19 protein-coding genes and 1 pseudogene are annotated in these 19,545 nt (G+C 73.0%); 6 read left to right on the forward strand and 14 right to left on the reverse strand.

From position 1 onward, the window contains the following. Positions 1-6: 6 nt before the first annotated feature. The 8 genes from OG309_RS02205 to OG309_RS02240 all read right to left on the reverse strand — a co-directional run bounded on the left by OG309_RS02205 (position 7) and on the right by OG309_RS02240 (position 8,757). The gene (locus OG309_RS02205; RefSeq protein WP_329417821.1) at positions 7-1,035 is read right to left on the reverse strand and encodes a LacI family DNA-binding transcriptional regulator; all 1,029 of its coding nucleotides are present in this window, start codon (positions 1,033-1,035) and stop codon (positions 7-9) included. A gap of 70 nt (positions 1,036-1,105) precedes the next feature. Then, positions 1,106-3,142, reverse strand: a complete 2,037-nt coding sequence (locus OG309_RS02210; protein WP_329417824.1) for a glycoside hydrolase family 36 protein — start codon at positions 3,140-3,142, stop codon at positions 1,106-1,108. A 5-nt stretch (positions 3,143-3,147) separates the two neighbouring features. After that, on the reverse strand, positions 3,148-3,963 hold the full coding sequence (locus OG309_RS02215) for a carbohydrate ABC transporter permease (protein ID WP_329417826.1): 816 nt from the start codon (positions 3,961-3,963) through the stop codon (positions 3,148-3,150). Then, on the reverse strand, positions 3,960-4,955 hold the full coding sequence (locus OG309_RS02220; protein ID WP_329417828.1) for a carbohydrate ABC transporter permease: 996 nt from the start codon (positions 4,953-4,955) through the stop codon (positions 3,960-3,962). Before OG309_RS02220 ends, OG309_RS02215 begins: the two co-directional genes overlap by 4 nt. 2 nt (positions 4,956-4,957) lie before the next feature. Next, positions 4,958-6,301, reverse strand: coding sequence for an ABC transporter substrate-binding protein (locus tag OG309_RS02225; RefSeq protein WP_329417830.1), 1,344 nt, complete (start codon positions 6,299-6,301; stop codon positions 4,958-4,960). Beyond that, the gene (locus tag OG309_RS02230) at positions 6,277-7,557 is read right to left on the reverse strand and encodes an aminotransferase class V-fold PLP-dependent enzyme (RefSeq protein WP_329417833.1); all 1,281 of its coding nucleotides are present in this window, start codon (positions 7,555-7,557) and stop codon (positions 6,277-6,279) included. Before OG309_RS02230 ends, OG309_RS02225 begins: the two co-directional genes overlap by 25 nt. A gap of 192 nt (positions 7,558-7,749) precedes the next feature. Further along, on the reverse strand, positions 7,750-8,388 hold the full coding sequence (locus OG309_RS02235) for a hypothetical protein (protein ID WP_329417835.1): 639 nt from the start codon (positions 8,386-8,388) through the stop codon (positions 7,750-7,752). Positions 8,389-8,406: 18 nt separating this feature from the next. Continuing rightward, the gene (locus OG309_RS02240; protein ID WP_329417837.1) at positions 8,407-8,757 is read right to left on the reverse strand and encodes a hypothetical protein; all 351 of its coding nucleotides are present in this window, start codon (positions 8,755-8,757) and stop codon (positions 8,407-8,409) included. 87 nt (positions 8,758-8,844) lie between these two features. Between OG309_RS02240 and OG309_RS02245 the strand changes: the two genes are divergently transcribed. Beyond that, the gene (locus OG309_RS02245) at positions 8,845-9,450 is read left to right on the forward strand and encodes a TetR/AcrR family transcriptional regulator (RefSeq protein WP_329417839.1); all 606 of its coding nucleotides are present in this window, start codon (positions 8,845-8,847) and stop codon (positions 9,448-9,450) included. A 509-nt stretch (positions 9,451-9,959) separates the two neighbouring features. Further along, positions 9,960-10,676: a tectonin domain-containing protein gene (locus tag OG309_RS02250; protein WP_329417842.1), complete on the forward strand. Its 717-nt coding sequence runs from the start codon at positions 9,960-9,962 to the stop codon at positions 10,674-10,676. Here OG309_RS02250 and OG309_RS38120 read toward each other — a convergent pair. From OG309_RS38120 to OG309_RS02265, 3 genes and pseudogenes are all read right to left on the reverse strand, one after another. Then, positions 10,646-11,021: pseudogene (locus OG309_RS38120) on the reverse strand (Tn3 family transposase); the annotation flags it as partial. The gene OG309_RS02250 and the pseudogene OG309_RS38120 overlap by 31 nt on opposite strands. A gap of 112 nt (positions 11,022-11,133) precedes the next feature. Next, positions 11,134-11,535 (reverse strand): VOC family protein, encoded by a 402-nt coding sequence (locus tag OG309_RS02260; RefSeq protein ID WP_329417844.1) that lies wholly within the window; start codon positions 11,533-11,535, stop codon positions 11,134-11,136. 250 nt (positions 11,536-11,785) lie between these two features. Further along, positions 11,786-12,352: a GNAT family N-acetyltransferase gene (locus OG309_RS02265; RefSeq protein WP_329417847.1), complete on the reverse strand. Its 567-nt coding sequence runs from the start codon at positions 12,350-12,352 to the stop codon at positions 11,786-11,788. Between the two features lie 64 nt (positions 12,353-12,416). On the opposite strand from OG309_RS02265, the gene OG309_RS02270 reads away from it, so the two are divergent. Both OG309_RS02270 and OG309_RS02275 read left to right on the forward strand, forming a co-directional pair. Next, the gene (locus tag OG309_RS02270; RefSeq protein WP_329417850.1) at positions 12,417-13,034 is read left to right on the forward strand and encodes a hypothetical protein; all 618 of its coding nucleotides are present in this window, start codon (positions 12,417-12,419) and stop codon (positions 13,032-13,034) included. Positions 13,035-13,119: 85 nt separating this feature from the next. Next, the gene (locus OG309_RS02275) at positions 13,120-13,590 is read left to right on the forward strand and encodes a hypothetical protein (RefSeq protein WP_329417852.1); all 471 of its coding nucleotides are present in this window, start codon (positions 13,120-13,122) and stop codon (positions 13,588-13,590) included. Positions 13,591-13,594: 4 nt separating this feature from the next. On the opposite strand, the gene OG309_RS02280 is transcribed toward OG309_RS02275, so the two are convergent. Further along, positions 13,595-14,503: a hypothetical protein gene (locus OG309_RS02280; protein WP_329417854.1), complete on the reverse strand. Its 909-nt coding sequence runs from the start codon at positions 14,501-14,503 to the stop codon at positions 13,595-13,597. A 368-nt stretch (positions 14,504-14,871) separates the two neighbouring features. Between OG309_RS02280 and OG309_RS02285 the strand changes: the two genes are divergently transcribed. Continuing rightward, positions 14,872-16,440 (forward strand): carboxylesterase/lipase family protein, encoded by a 1,569-nt coding sequence (locus OG309_RS02285; protein ID WP_329428086.1) that lies wholly within the window; start codon positions 14,872-14,874, stop codon positions 16,438-16,440. Between the two features lie 38 nt (positions 16,441-16,478). Here the strand turns inward: OG309_RS02285 and OG309_RS02290 are convergent, their stop codons facing one another. Both OG309_RS02290 and OG309_RS02295 read right to left on the reverse strand, forming a co-directional pair. Next, complete coding sequence (locus OG309_RS02290) at positions 16,479-17,654, reverse strand: amino acid aminotransferase (RefSeq protein WP_329417856.1); 1,176 nt, start codon at positions 17,652-17,654, stop codon at positions 16,479-16,481. Continuing rightward, positions 17,647-18,600 (reverse strand): DMT family transporter, encoded by a 954-nt coding sequence (locus OG309_RS02295; protein ID WP_329417858.1) that lies wholly within the window; start codon positions 18,598-18,600, stop codon positions 17,647-17,649. The genes OG309_RS02290 and OG309_RS02295 overlap by 8 nt, the downstream gene beginning before the upstream one ends. Positions 18,601-18,747: 147 nt before the next feature. Between OG309_RS02295 and OG309_RS02300 the strand changes: the two genes are divergently transcribed. Then, complete coding sequence (locus OG309_RS02300) at positions 18,748-19,218, forward strand: Lrp/AsnC family transcriptional regulator (RefSeq protein ID WP_329417861.1); 471 nt, start codon at positions 18,748-18,750, stop codon at positions 19,216-19,218. Positions 19,219-19,545 lie beyond the last annotated feature (327 nt).

The raw sequence follows: 19,545 nt of genomic DNA on the forward strand, positions 1-19,545 counted from the left end.
CGTCGGTTACCGGCTCGGCGTGCTGCCGCGCACCACGCGTTCCGCCGGGAGCAGCAGCCCCTGCGTCGCGGTCGCGTCGCGGTCCTCGACGGCACTGATCAGGCGGTCGAGGAGGGCCTGCGCGATGGCGGGCAGGGGCAGGCGGACACTGGTGAGGGTGGGCTGGAGCAGGGTGCACAGGGGCATGTCGTTGAAGCCGGTGACGGCGACGTCGGTGCCGACGGCGAGGCCTGCGGCGCGGATGGCCTGGTAGGCGGGCAGGGCCAGCCAGTCGCTCGCGCAGACGAGGGCGGTGGGACGGTCGGGGCCGACCAGCAGGCGCTGGAGCGCCTGGGAGAGGGCGGCCGGGTCGTCGTCGGGGACGCCGACCTCGAAGGCTCCGTCGGGCGCGGCGGCCGCGGCCTGGAGCAGGCCGGCCCGGCGGTCGGCCAGCCAGGGCAGGGACGCGGCGGAGTTCACGTAGCAGATCCTGCGGTGGCCCTGGCCGAGGAGCAGCCCCACGAGGTCCGCCGTGGCGGCGGCGGAGTCGATGTCCACCCAGTTCTGCGGGCGACCGGGAGCCGTACGGCCGAAGGCGACGAACGGGAATCCGGCCTCGGCGAGCACGTCGACCCGGGGGTCGTCGTGGACGACGTCGGAGAGCACGAACCCGTCGACCTGACGGGCGGCGATCAGCCCGTTGAAGGACTTGGCGACGGCGCCGGCACCCTGCTGGGGGTCGCAGCGGAACAGCAGGACGCGGTGCCCGACGGCGTCCGCCGCGCTGACGAGGGCCTGGAGGAAACCGCCCATCAGCGGGTTGGGGTCGGCCGGGTTGTCGGCGGGCGCGGGATAGCCGATGACCTTGCGGGTGCCGGTGCGCAGGCTGCGGGCGGACTGGTCGGGCTGGTAGCCGAGTTCCTCGATGGCGGCGGTGACCCGGGCGAGCGTGGTCGCGCGCAGCCGGTGGGGGGCGTTGAGGGCGTTCGAGACGGTCTGGCGGGAGACGCCCGCCGTGCGGGCGACGTCCTCGATGGTCACCTGTTGAGCGGTCATCGTTCCTCTGTGGGGGCAGGGTGGCCGGTGGTCCGGGGCGGCGCCGGGCGCCGCCCCGGACCACCGTCGTTCAGTCCTCGCGGCTCAGGGTGAGCAGCCCGCCGGTCGGCACGGTCACCGGGTTCACCCCGGCGACGAGGTCGAGCGCGGTCTCGGACAGGATCTCACCACGGCAGTCCTGGACGAGGGCGAGGGCCCGTTCCGGCCGGGCCGCGGTGAGCAGCACCACGGGGTCGCTGTCGGCGTTGGCGACGAGCAGCGTCCACGGAGCCTCCCCCGCGCCCCGCTCCGGGAGCGCCACCGGCAGCGGCGCGTAGCGTGCGACCACGGTGGTGCGGGGGTCGTGGGCGCGGACGAGGGGGTAGCCGAGGTCGGGGCGGGCGGGTTCCAGGACGCCCCGCTGCAGGACGTCGGCGTAGCGCCGGAAGACGCCGAGCCAGAAGCGCAGGGTGGCGAGCTGGTCCGGGGTCTGGGCGCCGAGGTCGACGGAGATCTGCGGGACCGAGAAGAGCGCGTTGACGAGGTGGACCGCCACCGCCTCGGGGGTCTCCGCGGAGTGCCACATGATCATGTCGGCGTGGACGGCGAGCGGACCCGCGACGAGCCGGCAGTCGACGGTCCGCTGGCGGTTCTCGGCGGGGCTGAGCGGGCAGTCGGTGGCCCGGACCATGGTGGCGTACGGCCAGAGGCCGGGGCCCACGTACGGCTGGCGGTGCTCGACGATCACGTCGGGCCGGGCGCGGCGCAGCCGGGCGTCGAGGTCGGCGACGAGTCGGCGTACGCCCTCGTGGACGGTGTCGTGGTCGGCGCCCGCCGGGGCGGGCGGGGGTTCGGCGACGGCGAAGAGGTCGAGGAAGTCCAGCTTCACGCCGTCCATGCCCCACTCCTCGACGGCGCGGGCGATCTTGTCGATCAGGTAGCCGCGGACCTCGGGATGCCGGGGGTCGAGCACGGCCGCGTCCAGGCGGGGCGTCTCGCGGAGGATCATCCCCTTGAAGCGGTCCCAGGCCTCGTTGTGGCGCCCGATGAACGGGACCGCGTACCAGAGGAGGTAGGCGAGGCCCAGGCGCTGCACCTCGGCGACGTGGGCGGCGGGGTCGGGGAAGGCCGTCGGGTTCATGTCCCAGTCGCCGCAGTGCCCGTAGCCACGGGTACGGTCGGCGGTCTGCCAGCCGTCGTCGACGATGATGCTGTCGCAGCCGACGGCCGCCGCCAGGGCCGCCTGGCGCTCGACGGTGCCGGTGTCGACGTTCTGGTGGAGGCTGTACCAGGTGGAGTAGGCGGGCATCCGCGCGGCGGGCGCGACACCGGGGTGGTCGGGGCCCTCGGCCGCCCACCAGTCGGTGACGGCCCGCAGGGTCGCGGCGAAGTGCCGGCCGCTGAGGTCGATCCGCACGCGCAACGGGGGCCCGTCCGGGGTGAGTTCCTGCTCGACGGTGAACGCGAACTCGCCGCTCTCCTCCACCACGCCCGCGCCGACCCGTACGGGCGCGGTCGTCTCGCCCGCCGCGGCGGTGCACAGGGCACGGTCGCCGGTGCCGACCAGGCTGGCGACGGGGGCGCCCAGGGCGAGCGAGACGGTGCGCGGAGCGCTCCACGAGGGCGGGAGCCAGCGGGTGGCGTTGGTGTCGGGGGTCCAGTAGGCCACGGCTCCGACGCAGGGGACACGCCATTCGGCGCGGACGGTGACCGCTTCCGTCGCCGTGACCTCGACGAGCGCCACACCGTCGGCGACCGGGCTGACGGCCGCCTGCCAGCCGTCGCCGCCGAGCCCGGTGAGGTGGACGGTGAGCGGGGCCCCGGTGGAGTGGAGCAGGTCGGTGGCGAGGTTGCGGTGGACGGCGGGGCGGGCGGCGCCGGAGGCGCCCTCCGTCGGGGTGTTCGGCCGCCAGGCCGGCACGGGCCGGGGCGCGGTGGGGTCCGTCGGCTCGGCGCCCGGCGCGGTGGGGTCCGGCGCGGTGGGGTCCGGCGCGGTGGGGTCCGGCGCGGTGGGGTCCGGCGCGGTGGGGTCCGGCGCGGTGGGGTCCGGCGTGCCGGTGCCGTCCGGCGTGGCGGTGCCGTCCGGCGTGGCGGTGCCGCGGGGGGCGGCGCCCGGGGTGGTGGTCACGGTGGTCACTCCTTGGTCGCGCCGGCCAGCAGGCCGGAGATGAACTGGCGCTGCAGGACGAGGAAGAGGGCCATCACGGGGATGGCGGCGAGGGCGCCGGCGAGCAGGACCTGCGCGTAGTTGGTGGTCGAGAGGCCCTGCAGGGTGGCGGTGGCGACCGGCAGGGTCTGCATCTCGGGGCTGCGCAGCGCGATCAGCGGCCAGACGAACTGGTTCCAGCCGCCCAGGAAGACGAACAGCGCGAGCGCCGCGATGACCGGCCGGTTGACCGGAATGACGATCCGCCACAGCACCCGCAGCTCGCCCGCCCCGTCGACGCGGGCCGCGTCGAGGAGTTCGTCGGGCATGGAGCGCAGTGCCTGCCGCATGAGGAAGATGCCGAACGGCGTGACGAGGCCGGGCAGGATGACGGACTGGTACGAGTCGATCAGTCCCAGGTCCATCATCATCTGGAAGATCGGGATCAGCATCACCGTGTCGGGGATGACCAGGGTGCTGAGCAGCAGGACGAAGAACAGGTTCCGTCCCCGGAAGTCGAACTTCGCGAAGGCGTAGCCGGCCAGCACCGACACGACGACCGCGCCGACGGTCTGGAGACCCGCCACGATGACGCTGTTGAGCAGGACGCGCGTCAGGCCGATGGAGTCCTGGAGGCCCTGGAGGTTGTCCAGGAGGTGGCCGCCGGGCAGCAGCTTGGGCGGCCAGGAGAACACGTCCCTGTCGTCCTGGGTGGCGGCCATGGCGAGCCAGTAGAACGGGCCGACGCAGAGCCCGAAGGCACCCGCGAGCAGGACGGTGAGCAGAGGCGCGCGGGACTTCATCGGCGTTCTCCCATCAGGCGGACCTGGAGGACGCCGAGTACGGACACGATCAGCGCGAGGGCGTAGGCGAGGGCCGAGGCGTAGCCGAAGTCGAAGTACTTGAAGCCGTTGTCGTAGAGGTACATGGTGACCGTCAGGGTGGCGTTGTCGGGGCCGCCGCCGGTGAGGACGTACGGCTCGTCGAAGAGCTGCAGGGTGCCGATGGTCGAGAGCACGACGGTGAGCAGGAGGATCGGCCGCAGCTGGGGAAGGGTGATGGAGAGGAAGCGGCGGACCGGTCCGGCGCCGTCGACCATCGCGGCCTCGTACAGCTCCTTGGGGATGCCCTGGAGCCCGGCGAGGTACATCACCGCGTTGTAGCCGGTGTAGTGCCAGGTGAGGACGAGGACGACGCCGATGCGGGCCCAGAAGGAACTGCCGAGCCAGTCGACCGGGTCGATGCCGAACAGGGAGAGGACCCAGTTCAGCAGACCGGCGTCGCGGTTGAGGATCACGGAGAACATCACGCCGGTGGCGACCAGGCCCGTCAGGGACGGGATGAAGACGCCGAGCCGCCACAGCGGGCGCAGCCACACCTTGGAGTGGTTGAGGCCGAGCGCGACGAGCAGGGCGAGGCCGAGCATCAACGGGACCTGGACGACGAGGATCAGCGCGGTGTTCCTGAGCGCCGTCCAGAAGAGCGGGTCCGCCAGGAGGCGCCGGTAGTTGTCGAGTCCGGCGAAGTGCTGGGAGTCGCCGTTGCCCGTCGTGAGACTGAGCCAGAACGAGGCGGCGATCGGGTACGCCTTGAAGACGGCGAAGCCCAGGACGGCGGGCATGATCAGGACGTACGGGATGGAGCCGCGGGTCAGCAGCCGGCGCCGCCCGGAGGGGCGGGCGGGACCGGCGGGGCTCGTACCGGAGTGCCGGCGCTTCGGGACGCGGCGGGCGGCGGGGCCGTCGGCGGCGGCGTCCCCCGTGGCGCCGAGGCGTTCGGACGGGGCGAGGGACATGGTCAGGCCGCCTGCTTCCGGCCGGTCTGCTGGGCGAGCTGATCGGCCGCGGCCTTGAGCACGGCGGCCGGGTCGGCTCCCTTGAGCAGGACCTGGGTCTGGGCGTCGGCGGCGAACTTCAGGGCCCGGCTGTAGTCGCCGGTGAAGTTGGTGGCCGCCGCCCCCGGGCCGAGCGAGGTGACGAAGGACCGCAGCACCTGCTGACCGCCGTAGAACGGGTGCGGCGCGCTGAACTTCGGGTCGTCGTACGCCTTCTTGAGGGCGGGGAAGACGCCGCCCGAGGCGAACATGCGGTTGATCTCGGCCGGCTTGGTGAGCGCGTACTCGATGAACCGCCAGGCCGCCTTGCGGCGCTTGCTGGTGGCGGAGACGGCCAGGTAGGTGGAGTTGACGATGGCGCTGCGGCCTCCCCCGGGGACGGCGGCGGGCGGCTGCATGACCCGCCACCTGCCGCTCTGCGCGGGGAACTTGGTGGCCAGGTACTCGACGGCCCAGGCGGGGTCGGGGGCGGTGGCCAGCTTCCCCTGGCCGACCAGCCGCTTCCAGGTGCCTTCGCCGGCGATGTCGGAGACGAGACCGGCGTCGTTGAGCCTCTTGATCACCGTGAGGGCTTCGACAGCGGGCTTGGAGGCGAGCGTGATCCTGCCTTCGGCGTCGAAGTAGAAGGCGCCCTGGAGCTGCAGCAGGTTCTGGAAGAAGTCCACGTCCTGACTGGAGCCGGGCTTGTCGAGCCCGAGCAGCCGGGCGCCGGTCGCGGCGCGGATCTTCGGCCCCGCGGCGATCAGGTCGTCCCAGCTGGTGATCGACGCGGGGTCGACGCCGGCCTTCTCGAAGTAGTCGTGCCGGTAGAACAGTCCCAGCGGGTTGACCTCCCAGGGGAGGGCGTGGACGGCTCTGTCCTTGCCCACGACGGTCGGCCACAGGCCGTCGGCGAAGGCGTCCTTGTGCCGGTCGGCCCCCAGCCTGGACAGGTCGGCGAGCCCCTGGGGGAACTTCTCCATGTAGCCGGGCAGGTAGTCGACGCCGATGTGCAGGACGTCGGCGAGGCCCTTGCCGCCCGAGGCGAGACCGACGGTGATCTTGTCCCAGATGGCGGGGTTGCCGAGGTCCTGGACGTCGACCTTGATGCCGGGGTTGTCGCGCTCGAAGGACGGGACGACGCCGCGCAGGGCCTCGGCGGCGGTGGTCCAGCTCCAGACCGTGATCGGCCCGCTGTCTCCGTCGGCCCCACCGGCGCCACCGCCCGAACCGCCGCTGCCGCAGGCGGTCAGGCCGAGTCCGGCGGCGGAGGCGGTCGCGAGCTGGAGTATCCGGCGGCGGCTCAGGGAGTGGGCGTGCTGGGACATGTCGGCTCCTGGCTACGGGGGTGGTTGGGGGTGCTGAGGGTGTTGGGGGTACTGGGGGCGCTGGTGCTTGTGGTGGCGCTGGTGTGGATCTCGCCCACCGGAACCCGGCGCACGGCGATGCGGCTCGTGCTCCGGGTGAGCGTGTCCAGCGCGTCGGCGAACAGCTCCGCCGCGGCGGGCGTCGTGGTGGCGTGGGGCGACAACCGGATCCACTCGTCGCGGCGCGTGGTGGTCACGCCCGCCGCTTCGAGGGCGCGGTGGACGGCGGCGGGGTCGTGGCCGGGGAGGCGGAAGGTGCCGATGCCGGCCCGTTCCCGCTCTCCCAGTCCGTCCAGCAGGACGTCGGCGCCGGCTCGCCGCGCACGGTCGAGGAGTTCGGCGAGGGTGGCGCGGATACGAGCACCCAGGACGGCGGGACCTCCCTGGGCGAGGAGGGCGTCCACGGCCGTGCCGAGGGCGGCGGCGGCCGGGAAGTCCGGGTTGGTGGCGAGGTGTCCGGCCGCTCCGGGCAGCGCCGGTGCCGGATGGCGGGCCGCGAAGGGCTCCGTGACGCCGGCCCAGCCGCCGAGCCCCGGGGCGAGCCGCTCGGCGCACCGGTCGCGGATCAGCAGCAGGGCTGCTCCCCAGCCGGCCCGCAGCCACTTCTGGCCGCCGCCGACGAGGATGTCGGCGGCGTCCGCGTCGAGGGGGACGGCGCCGAGTCCCTGGATCGCGTCGACGATCAGGAGACGGTCCGGCCCGAGGACCTCCTTGAGGGCGGCGAGCGGCGCCAGGTGTCCGGTGAGGGAGTCGACGGCGCTGACGGCGAGTGCGGTGACGTCGGGGCCGAGGTGCCGGCGCAGGAGGTCGGGCGTGATGTGCCGCTGCCCGTCCGGGTCGACGAACCGCACGTCGGGGCCGCCGCGGCCGGCGAAGCGGAGCCACGGATAGACGTTGGCGGGGAACTCGTCCCGGGGCACCAGGACGGTGCCGGGTCCGCGCAGGGCGGCGGCCGCGGTGAAGAGGCCGTTGCTGGTGGACGGGGCGAGGGCGATCTCGTGGGGTCGGGCGTCGAGGAGTCGGGCCGCCGAGGCGCGGGCGGCGTCGCTGAGGGCGAAGAGCCGGTCGATGTCGCCGGGCCCGCATCGGCCCGCCAGGGTGACGGCGTCGGCGAACGCGGTGGCGGACTCGGGGGTGAGGGGACCGACCCGGGCGTAGTCGAGGTAGCCGACCGGAGGGCCGCCTCCCAGAGCCGGCCGATGAATTTGATCGTTCAAAATTTGTCCCTCAAGAAGCCAGGGTCATGGCATCCCTGGAATTTGAAGGTTCACATTAGAGAGCTGAGGGCGCCCCGACAAGAGGTCGGACGGCGGGTTTCGGCGATCGCACCCGAGGCCGGGGCAGGCCGCCGCGCCGAAGCGGGCGGGGCCGGGCCCCCGCCCGGCCCCGCCCGGGGGCCGGGGCACGCCCTAGCCCAGCGCGCTCTCGATCCGGGCGGCGAGCGCGAGGACCGCCTCCGCGCCGGGGCTCCAGCCTCCGGCGGTCTGCCGGTGGAGCGTACGGGCCAGGAGCAGCCCGCCGTCCGGCCGGGGCTGGACGGTCAGGAGCCGGTCCACGTTCCACTGGTGGGTGGGGTCCGGGCCCGCGACCGTGGCGGACACGCGGTCCGCCAGGGTAAGGAGTCCGGGGTCGAGGCCGAGCCGGCGCGCCGTCTCCTGGTCGCCCTGGAAGTCGGAGGGGTGCCCGCGCCGCCGTTCGCCGAGGGCCACGGGACCCGGGACGGGGACGCCGAGCGGCACCGCGTACTGGAGCAGGCCCAGGCCGAAGCTGCGCCGGATCGCCCGGCCGGTCATGACGGAGGCGCGCAGCTCGAAGGGTCTGGGCGCCCGGGCGTCCACGTACACGAAGCAGTGGGTCGGGGCCGGCATCCCACTGAACCGCTCGCGGGGCGGCAGCAGGCTCCCGGCCGGCACGCCTTCGCTGTCGCCCGCGAGGACGTGGGTGGGCGGTGGGCAGGGAAGGCCGAGTTCGGCGGCGAGGACGCGGGCGATGTCGGCGGCGACGACGCGGGGGTCCCGGCTGCGGCCGGTCCAGTGGGCGAGAGCCATGAGGGGGTCCTTCCGCGCTCAGGCCGACCCGGTGCGGCTGCGCAGCTCCTCGAAGCGGCGCAGCGCGGACTGCCGTTCGCCCTGGAACCGGCCGACGCGGGCCTGGGTGAGGGCGGTCCAGTGGTCGACGGCCTCGCGGGCCTGGCCGAGCGCCTCGGACAGGCGGCCCTGGGCGGCCAGTTCGTCCCGGGTGCGGTCGGCTTCCTCGGCGTACCGCAGCAGGGCCTGGGTGGGGTCCTCGGCCGCGGTCTGCACGGCCTCGGCGCGGGCGACCTGCCGGCGGCGGCGCGCGACGCTCGCATATCCGACCAGGGCGACCAGGCCGCCGGTGATGGCGGCGGAGACGAGCTTCATCATCACATCATCCATGGCCGCAGTATGGACCCGCCGACGGCCTTTCTAGAGTTTAGTTCTAGAAAAATATTCGAGATCTTCACGTCTGCCTATACTCCCCCCATGGCAAAGCAGTCCCGTGGCGAGGCCACCGTCGAACGCCTCCTGACCGCGGCACTGGAGGTGTTCGCCACATCCGGGCAGGCCGGGTTCACCGTGCAGGCGGTGACCCGGGCGAGCGGGGTCAGTCTCGGCAGCCTGTACCACCACTTCGGCAGCTTCGACGGCCTGGCGGCGGCCCTGTACGGGCACTGTCTGCAGCAGACGTACGCGGCGGCCCTCGGCGCCCTGGACCGGGCCCGGACCGCCCGCACCGGCATCCGGGCGTTCGTGACGACGTACTTGCGGTTCATCCAGGAGAACCCGGCCGTCGCCCGCTACCTGCACGGCTCGGCGTACTCCAGCTACCTGGCCGTCGACGCCGACCGCGCCCGCGGTGTCCGGCCGGACCACTTCCCCCGGGTCGCCGACCACCTCAGGCGCTGGGCCGACGCGGGCGAGCTCGCCGAACTGCCCGGCCCGCTCCTGGAGGTCCTGATCGTCGGCCCGGTCGCGGTCGCCGCCCACCGCTGGCTGGCCACTCCGGAGGAACTCGACCTCGACCGGGCGGCCCGGGTCCTGTCGGACCGCATCTGGGCGTCGGTGCGGTCCGACGGGACCGTCGCGTGAACGGTGGGACGGCGCCCGGCTCAGGGGCCGACGTACGCGTACACGCCTCGTAGATGCCGGTGAGCGGGCCGGTGAGGAGTTCGAGCTGGCTCGCCAGCTCCTGCCGCGCGGTCGAGGTCCTGGCGTACCCGATGCGGACCGGGCGCTCGGTGCGGGGCGCGGGTACGACGGCGAGCGCCGGGCCCTGCTTCCCCGCGCGGCCGGGGTGGCGGTCGGCGGGGACGAGGACTTCGAGTTCCTCGCGGAGCGCGGGGACGAGGACGATGCGGGCATCCCGGCGGGACGCATGAACGTGCAGGCGTGTCGATTCCCCGGGGGTGGGACAGCGCTTCAAGTCGAAGTGGTGTCGGCCGAGCTGTTCCCGTCCAACCGCCTGCAAGGTGATGAGCCGTCAAACATCGATTTGCTGGCCTATTCAGTATGAGGACAAGTATTCACCCGCTCTGTCAGTTCGTCTTTGCATCCAGGATGGGTCGGGTCAGCAACGGCTCGCAGAAGGGTGTTTCGGCATGGCGGATTGGGTGACGGTCGCAGGAGGTCTCTCGGCGATCTCGGCGGGGTCCAGGACGACGGTGTGGGGGGTGAACGCGGCGAGCGCGATCTACCGTTACACCAACTACGACGCCAACCCCTGGATCAACATCCCCGGAGGTCTCAGCGACGTCGGCGCGGCCGCAGACGGCACCGCCTGGGGTGTTAACGGCGGCAACCAGATCTACCGGTACACCGGGGACACTGACGGCGCCAACCCGTGGAAGGGCATCGACGGAAGTCTGGTGCGCATCGACGCGGGCTCGCGGACGAACGTGTGGGGCGTGGACTCCGCAGGCGGCATCTTCCGCTACACGAACCATGACGCCAACCCGTGGATCAAGATCCCCGGGTCGCTGAGTGACATCGGCGCGGGCGCCGACGGCACCGTGTGGGGCGTCAACGGGGGCAACCAGGTCTTCCGCTACACCGGAGACCAGGACAGCGCGAACCCCTGGAAGAGCGTCAACGGCAGCCTCAAGCGCATCGCGGTCGGCTCCCGGACGAACGTGTGGGGCATCGACCCCGCCGGCAACATCTACAAGTACACCAACAACGACGCCAGCGGCGGCAACCCGTGGATCAAGATCCCCGGACACAGCGCCATCGACATCGCCGCCGGCGCCGACGGCACGGTGTGGCACATCAACACCGACGGGGCGATCTACCGGTACACCGGCGACCAGCCGAGCTGACAGTGGACCGGCCCGGCACCCCACCCTGACAACGGTCCGGGCCCGGCCGCGTCCGGGTCGCGCAGCGGGCGCAGGGCGCCGGCGGCCGGGGTGGAGGCGGTGAAGCTGTAGCGGCCCCGGCCTGTGCCGCGACTCCTGCACGGTGAGCTGCCGGTTCATCTGCCTGCGGTAGGTGTCGTCGACCGGGTCGACCATCCGCATCAGGTGCTCGGTCTTGGCGATCCGCCCGTACTCCGCGAACGCCTGCCCCAGCGGAGTCGGGTGGCCCTCGCGGCCGAACATCCGCAGCAGGTCATAGGCGCGGACCTGGTTGGTGACCAGGGAGCCCGCGACCCGGAGCATGTTGATCACCGGCTTGACGCTAACCGCCGTACCGCTGTGCCCCAAGGCCGGGTTCAGCAGGGTCCGCTTCGACGGCGTCATGCTCATCGCCATCTGTGACCGGGCCGACGCGCGGTCAGGCGTCGGCGCGGGCCGCGCGGCTGCGCTCACGCAGCGAGATGCGGTTGCCGTCCGGGTCCGCCGTCTCGATGCGCACGCCGAACCCGTAGTCCTCCGGCTCCGGCTGGTCGAAGGTCACCCCGCGGTCGCGGAACACCTTGAAGTCCGCCCGCAGATCGTCCGACTCGAGGATGACCGGTCCGGGCGTGGCGCCCGGCTCGGCCGGCTGCCCCGCCGCCGCGGGGTGCGCCCACAGGAGGAGCTCGACCGGGGTGCCGGGGACGCCCACCGTGAGGAATCGCCCGCCGGGGTTCGGGAAGTCGACCCGCTTCTCCAGGCCGAGCTGCTCCGTGTAGAACCTCAGCGCGCGGTCCTGGTCGGTGACGTAGAGCGTGACGTACATGAGGTTGGTCAGCATGGGGTGTCCTCTTTCGTCTGTCGTTCCGTTCCACCTCCCTGACGGACCCCGACAGGTGAATGTGACGGGTCGGCGGAGAAGTTCCGCCCCGGCTGCGCACTCAGGCCGCCGGGGCGGAGTCTCCTCGTGAAAGCGCTGGCCGGGCGGTTGCCAGGGTCCGGGCATGACGCGCCTGAAGATCGAGGTATCCGTCCCGGAGAGTCATGCGGAGGCCGTGATCGCTCCCGGCGACCCGGCGGCCGCGGCCGCCTCAGGCTGCCCCGTGCCGTACGTGCAGGTGTCCGTCGAGCGGGAAGGCCGGCGGGGTCGCGGGCAGGAGGCGGTCGAAGGCGTACCCGCTCTTCTCGGCGACGCGGCAGGACGCCGCGTTGTCCACCTGGTGGAGCAGCTCGAGGGTGTGCAGCCCGCCGTCGCCGAAGGTGCGGAAGGCCCAGGCGGTGACGGCTTCCAGCGCGCGGGGCGCCACCCCCCGGCCGCGGGCGTGCGCGGCGGTCCAGTAGCCCACTTCGGCCGCCGGCTTCCCGGCCGCCGCGCCCTTGAGGGCCACGTTGCCGACCAGTTCGGCGTCGTCCGCACCGGCTCGGGTCTCGAGGACCGCGAAACTGAGGCGGGTGCCGGATGCCCATCCGGTCTCCTGGGTCCGGACCCAGGACTCCGCATCGGCCTCGTCCTCCACGACCGAGGTCGTCCAGCGCCTCAGTACGGGGTCCCGGAACGCCTCGACCAGGGCGGCGACGTCCTCCATGGACCAGGGACGCAGGACGAGGGAGGGCGCGGACGGAGAGGCGTCCGCACGGAGGAGCACGGTGGCGTTCATCAGTCGATCCTATGCGTCACGTGCGCCCCGGAACGGCTCCCGAGTCGCCCGTTACAGTTCCCGCGTGGACAGTGACGAAGGCGTACGAAACATCCCCGGCTGGCGCGTGCTCCTCGTCGGTGGCGCGTCGGGCATGGGCAAGACCCGGGTCTCCCGGGACCTGGCGCGGCGGTACGGCGTCCCCGTCGTCGAGCTCGACGACATCGTGGAAGCCCTGCTGGCGGTGACCCGGCCCGAGCACCTCCCCGAGGTCCACTACTGGCGCACGCACCCGGAAGCGGGCCGGCGGGAGGCGGAGTTCGTGGTCGAGCGGCAGATCGCCATCGCGCGGGCCCTCGCACCGGCGGTCGAGGCGGTCGTCGCCAACCACGTGGAGACGGACACCCCGGTGATCCTCGAAGGGGACTACGTACTCCCCGGGCTCGCGGCGGCGGACGGCCCGGTGCGCGGCGTCGTCGTCCACGAGGACAGCGAGGCCCAGGTCGTCTCCAACTACCTGGCCCGCGAGCCCCGGGAAGGGCCGCAGCACCATCGCGCGCGGATCAGCGTCCTGTACGGGCGGTGGCTCGCCGACCAGTCCCGCGCGGCCGGGGTGCCGGTGGTCGCCCCTCGCCCGTGGTCCGACCTCCCGCAGCGCGTCGACCGCCTGCTCGGGACCGAGGCCCCGCTTCCTGCGCGTTGACGATCCGTTCGACGCGTCGGCGCACATAAGGCCCAGGTAACGGCCGGGTTCGTGGCTGAGCTCACGTCCCGTACGGTGTGTAATCATGCGAAACTGGATGTTTGGCGGAATTTACGGGACGGTCCTGGCAAGCGCCCTGCTCGCGGCGTTGCAGAGCGAGGGCCAACGCTTCACGCCCGTCTACGACGCGCTGTGGATCCTCGTCACCGCGATCGCCGCGGGCCTGGTCCACGGATACGCGCACCACATGGCCACCCACCACACCGGCAGCGCCGCCGTCCGCTGGCGGCGTCTGCTCACCGCGCTGGGAGAGGAATGGCCCCTCGTGGTCGCCGTCCTGCCCACCGTGGCGCTGCTGCTGCTCGCCGGGGCAGCGGGCTGGGAAGGGGAGCCGGTCACGGGAGTCGGCCTGGCCCTCAACACGCTGCTGCTCGGCGCCTGGGGCACCTTCGCCGCGCTGAAGTCCGGCTACCGGCGCCGTTCGGCCGTGTTCGTGGGTCTGGCGGACGCGACGATCGGGTTCGCGATCGCGGTGGCCAACGCGCTGATCAAGTAGGGGGTCAGACGCCGCCCTCGATGAGCGACCAGCCCGAGGAGACATCGGCGAGGGGGCCGACGTTGGTGTAGTGGCCGTCGACGAGGGTCGAGGTCCAGGCCGTGCCGTCGTTCTTGTAGAAGAACAGGCTGTCCGAGGTGCGGCCCACCTTGTCCCAGATGCCGGAGGCGCCGATCTTGTCGAAGGAGACGTCCGAGCCGTCGGTCGCCTTGGACACCCGGAACTCGAGTTGGCCGCCCGCCCTCGCCGTGGACAGGACGGAGTCCTTGGTCGCGGTCAGCTGCCCCAGGTAGGCGGTGCGGGGGATGCTGCCCGTGTCCGTGTAGACGCCGCCTTCGAGGACGCCGTAACCCACGTTGCTCCAGGCGGAACCGCCCGATCCGTGCCCGGCCGCCGCGAGCAGCGTGTCGCAGGAGGCGGCCATGGCCCGCCAGCCCGTACTGAAGTCGTCGTACACGCGCCCCTGCCGGTACGCGCCGCCCTTGAGCGTGCCCGTGACGCCGTGACCGGTGTTCCCGTCGTAGAAGACCACCGAGTCGCCGGAAGCCTCGACGAAGGTCCATCCCGCGGAGAAGTCGGTGTAGGTCCGCATGCGGTGGTACTGGCCGCCGCCGAAGGTGCCGACCTCGCCCGCCCCGGTGTTCTTGTTGTACAGGAGCAGCGAGTCGCGGCTCGCCGCGGCGTGGGTGTAGCCGGTCGGGAGGTGGAACAGGGCCTTCTGCTGCCAGTGGCCGGAGGAGAGCGTGCCCGTGCCGGCCTGCCCGTTGTCGGCCCGGTAGAACAGCATCGACGTGCTCGGGGTCGTCCCGTCGCAGAACGCCGAAGCCGCCGCCTCGGAGGTCGCGGGACCGGCCAGCAGGACGGCCGTCGCGGCCGTGACCGTGGCCAGTGCGGCCACCAGGGTCTTCCTCATGACGCTCCCCATTTTCTCGCACGGGGCAGTCCTGAGCTCGCCCGTGCCTCACCGGCGCACGACGGGAAGAGGACGCCTTCCGCGCGGACGGCCGACTCCCGTCGGCCCGCTGCCGCCCCGAGCTCCCGTTCCGCGCTCGCGCAGAGGTCCCTGTCCATCGTGCGCCGCTCGGGGCCGCGCCGCATCCCGATGCGGCGGAGTGGGCGGACGGACGGGCCGGGCGCCTTCGGACCTGCCCGGCGCCACGGATTCACATCGCGAGTGCGTCAATCGTCATGATCTTGGTGTTGGTGCGCGCAGGCCGGCCGATGTGAAGCTGGGCGTGCGCCCGTTCCGGGCGGTACGGCGTCGTGCGAGAGGCAGTCCACGTGGTGTTCTTCGAGACGGGCAGCGGCCGGGTGCGGGGCTTCCGGGCTTCCGAGGGGGTCGTCGCCGCGCTCGGCATCCCTTATGCCGCACCCCCGTTCGGCGCGGACCGGTTCAAGGAGCCCCGCCCTGCGGCGCCTTGGGCCGGGGTGCGGGACTGCACCCGCTTCGGCGTCGTCGCCCCGCAGTCGGCTCAGCTGCCCGGCGCGCCCGCCTGGTCGCCCGGCGACGAGGACGTCCTCACGGTGAACGTGTGGACCCCCGCCGCCGACGGCGGCCCCGGCGAACGGCCCGTGCTGGTGTGGATCCACGGCGGCGCGTACACCTTCGGCTCGTCCGCCCAGCCCGACTTCGACGGGACCGCGCTCGCCCGCGCGGGTCTGGTCGTGGTCACCCTCAACTACCGGATCGGATTCGAGGGCTTCGGCCGCATACCGGCGGCGGACGGGGTCGCGTACCCGGACAACCGGGGGCTGCTCGACCAGATCGCGGCGCTGCGCTGGGTCCGCGAGAACATCACCGCGTTCGGTGGCGATCCCGGCAACGTCACCGTCGCCGGCCAGTCCTCCGGGGCGGCCTCCGTGGCCTGCCTGATGGTGATGGACCGGGCCCGCGGCCTGTTCCGGCGCGCGATCGCGCACAGCCCGGCCAGCCCCTGCTACACGCCGGAGATCGCCGCCGCGACCACCCGCGAGATCGCCGCCGCGGCGGGCTGCCCCGCCACGCCCGAGGGGCTGACGGCCTGTGCCCCCGAGGTCCTGGTCCGTGCCGGCGACCGGGTCGTCGAGGACTACCGGCGTGACCCCGGCTCGGGGTCACGCCACTACGACCCCTCGCTCTACGCCCCCGTCCTCGACGGCGACACGCTGCCCGTCGACCCGCTCACCGGGATGGACCGGGGACTGAGCCGGGACGTCGACCTGCTGGTCTGTCACACGACCGAGGAGTACTGGCTCCTCGACGCCGTCGGCAGCTGCGCCACGGTGGACACGGAGGAGCGGCTCGCCGCGTTCGCGCGGGACTTCGGGCTTCCCGACGGCCTGATCGACGCCTACCGCGCCGCCGCGCCCCAGGCCCCGGTCCTCGACGTCTACCTCGCGGTCTTCGGCGACCTGCTCTTCGGCGCGTACGCCGACCGGCTCGCCGAACACCACGCCCGAGCGGGCGGCCGGGTCCACCTCTCCCGTTTCGACCGGCGCCGCGGCGGCCCCGGCGCGACCGGCAAGACCGTGCGGGCCTGGCACTGCGCGGACATCCCGTTCGCCTTCGGCAACCTCCACGACGAAGCCCTCGCCTTCCTCATCGGCGGCACGCCCACCCCCGAGGACCACGACCTCGCCGACCGCATGGTCCGCGCCTGGGCCGGCTTCGCCCGCACCGGGGATCCCGGCTGGCCCGCCCTCGACGACGGCGGCGCCCAGGAAACGACCGGGGAGACGACCGGGAAGGCGCCCCGGGAGTGGTCCCGGGAGCGGACATGGAGCACGGACGACGCCCGGTCCGTCCGGGACCGGCCCGCCGGCACCCGGGCCCTGTGGGCCCGGGCCGCGTTCCCGCTGCTGCGCGCCTGACGGGACCGTCGCCGGCCCCGTACGCCCGAGCGCCCCCGTCACACCTCGCCGGCCGCCAAGGCCTCGGCGATGCCCTGGGCCAGGAAGGGGATGCGGTGGGCGGGGACGCCCGCGATGTTGATGCGGCCGGAGGTCGTGCCGTAGATGCCGGAGCGGCGCCGCATGCGGGCCATCTGGTCCGGCCGGAGCGGGAGCATCGAGAACATGCCCTTCTGCCCGGCCAGGGCGCTCGCCTGCCGCTCGTGCCCGAGGGCGCTCAGGTGGGCGACGAGGTCGGTGCGGTTGGCCGTGATGCGCAGGCGCATGGTCTCCAGCTCGGTGCGCCAGGCGGCCCGGAGCCGCTCGTCCGCGAGGACGGTGGCGACGACGGCGGCGCCGTGGTCGGGCGGCATCGAGTACAGGGTGCGGGCGGCGTTCTGCAGGGTGGTCTCGACGTGCCGGAGCGTACGGGTCGAACGGCCGAGGACGATGGCGCAGCCGGTGCGGTCGCTGTAGAGGCCGAAGTTCTTGGAGCAGCTGACGGCGATCAGGACCTCGGGGAGGCGTTCGGCCAGCAGGCGGGTCGGGGCCAGGTCGGCGTCGAGGCCGTCGCCGAGGCCGTGGTAGGCGAGGTCGACGAAGGGGACCCAGCCGTTGGCCGCGGCCAGGGCGGCGATCTCCTCCCAGGCCTCGACGGAGGGCGACACTCCGGTGGGGTTGTGGCAGCAGCCCTGGAGCAGGACGACGTCACCGGGCCCGGCCTCCCGCAGGTCCGCCAGCATGCGCGCGGGGTCGAGCCAGCCGTACGTGCGGACCCGCAGGCCCGCTCCTTCCAGGATGGGGCGGTGGTTGACGTACGCGGGGTCGCTGATCCACACGGTGGCGCCCGGGCGGGTCTGCCGTACGAGGTCGGCCAGGAGGCGCAGGGCGCCGGTGCCCGCGACGGTCTGGACGGCCGTCGCGCGTCCGGTGAGGTCCTCGCCGCCGAGGACCATGGTGAGCATGGCGCGGTTGAAGGCGGCGTTGCCCGAGAGGCCGAGGTACTCCTTGGAACCGGAGCGTTCCGCCAGGCGTATCTCGGCTTCCTTGACGGCGGTCATGACGGGGGTGATCCCGGTCTGGTCGCGGTAGACGCCGAGGACGAGGTTGAGCCGCTCGGGGCGCGGGTCGTCCGCGTACTCGGCGGTGAGGTCCCACAGCGGGTCGACGGGCGGGGCGGGGAGGAGCTCAAGCATCGGGTGAAACCTTGGTTCGGGGGCGCCGGTTGGCGAGGACGACGCCGAGGGTGATGAGGGGGACGCCGACCAGCACGGGCAGGGTCGGCGCCTCGTCGAGGAGGAGCGTGGCGAGCAGGACGACGACGGCCGGGCTCAGGCTGCCGACGACGGAGCTGCGTTCCGGGCCGAGCCGGCGGATGGCGAAGGCGTACAGCAGTCCCGCGCACAGGCCGACGCCCAGGCCCTGGACGACGAGGAACAGCGCGATGTCGGAGCCGGCGGCGTGGGCCAGTCCGGACGGCAGGACCCCGGTGAGGGTCAGCAGCGCGATGACCGCGAGCGAGGGGAGGCAGAGCAGGCCGATGGATCCGATGGGGTCCAGATCCACTTCGCGCAGGCCCACCGTGTAGAGCGCCCACAGGCCGCTGGCGACGAGCAGTGTTCCCGTGCCGAGCAGGGCGTCCGCGTCGAAGGCCGTCATGTGGCGCCACACCAGGGCCGCGACGCCCGCCACGATCAGCGCCAGGCCGACCGCCTGCGTGCCGCGCGGAGCGCTCTTCCCGCCGGCGACGACGAGGGCGGAGACGAACAGCGGGACCATGCCGGGCACGATCGCCCCGACGAAAGCGGCCGAGGTCAGGGAGCCGCCGTACATGGCGGCGAGGAAGAAGGGGACCCCGGCACCGCAGACGATCTTCAGGGCGGGGCCCGGGCGTACCGCGGCCAGGCGGCGCCTGCGCCGCCACAGGGCGGGCGCCAGGACCACCAGGGGCACCCCGAAGCGCAGCAGGGCGGCGTCGGCGGGCAGCAGGGTGGAGGCGCTCAGGGCGCGGGCGCTGAGCGCGAAGGCGGCCCAGATCATCACCGTGAGCAGCAGGGCGGCCATGCCCACCGCCCGTGGGGAGAGCCCCCGGGTGGGCGGCGGCTCCACCGGCCGCACCTCCGTCGTTCGTGTCGCCGCCACCAAAGATTCCTCCCGCTCGGAGCCGTTCGGGCGGAACCGACAGCCGGACTCCCCCGATGAGCAACCGTAGAGCTTCGCGGTAGGCAGATGATTGCTAGTTCTGCCCTCCAGACATAGCCTGGGGGCAGAATCTGCCAAGGAGTGCCGATGGACGCCGTGGACTTCCAGATCATCCACGAGTTGCAGGCCGACGGACGCCTGTCGAACCAGGACCTCGCCGACCGGATCCGGCTGTCCCCCTCTCCCTGTCTGCGCCGGGTGCGACGCCTGGAGGACGCGGGCCTGATCAGCGGCTACACGGCCACGGTGGACCAGGTCGCCTTCGGGCTGCCGATCACGGTCTTCGTCCGGATCAGGCTGGAGCGCCACACCGCGGAGGCGGTGAACGTGTTCGAAGAGCACGTCGGGCTCATCGACCACATCCAGGACTGCTACCTGATGGCGGGCAGCAGCGACTACCTGCTGCGGGTCGTCATCGAGAGCCTGGAGGCGTACGAAGCGCTGGTCCGGACCCGGATCCATGCCATCCCGGGCATCGCGTCGATCGAGTCCAGCTTCGCCTTCGGCAGCGTCAAGCAGTCCCGGGTCTACCCGCGCCCGGAGCAGCCCTCCCGCTGACGCGCGGCCACCTGCCCGGAACGGGGCGGCCGGTCGGGACCACGGGGTGGTTTCGCCTCCGGTCGATTACAGCCAATCGGAGTCACGCGCTCCGACCTCGGGCGGGCCGTCCGCGAAAAGTGCGCGGAGGCCCGCCCTGACGGCGATCCGGCGAGGTCGGCAGGGGCCGCTGTCGCACAAGGATCGTCCGGCGGTCACACAACGGTCACACGCCCATCGTCGTCCCATCGAACTGCGCGCCGCCGCGGTGGCCTGAAGTCGTACGGATCAACACCCCGCGCCCGTACCGCCGTTGATCACGCCCTTTCCCGCCTCGCATACTGCGCG

The sequence above is a fragment of the Streptomyces sp. NBC_01268 genome, assembly GCF_036240795.1.
Taxonomy (GTDB): Bacteria; Actinomycetota; Actinomycetes; order Streptomycetales; family Streptomycetaceae; genus Streptomyces.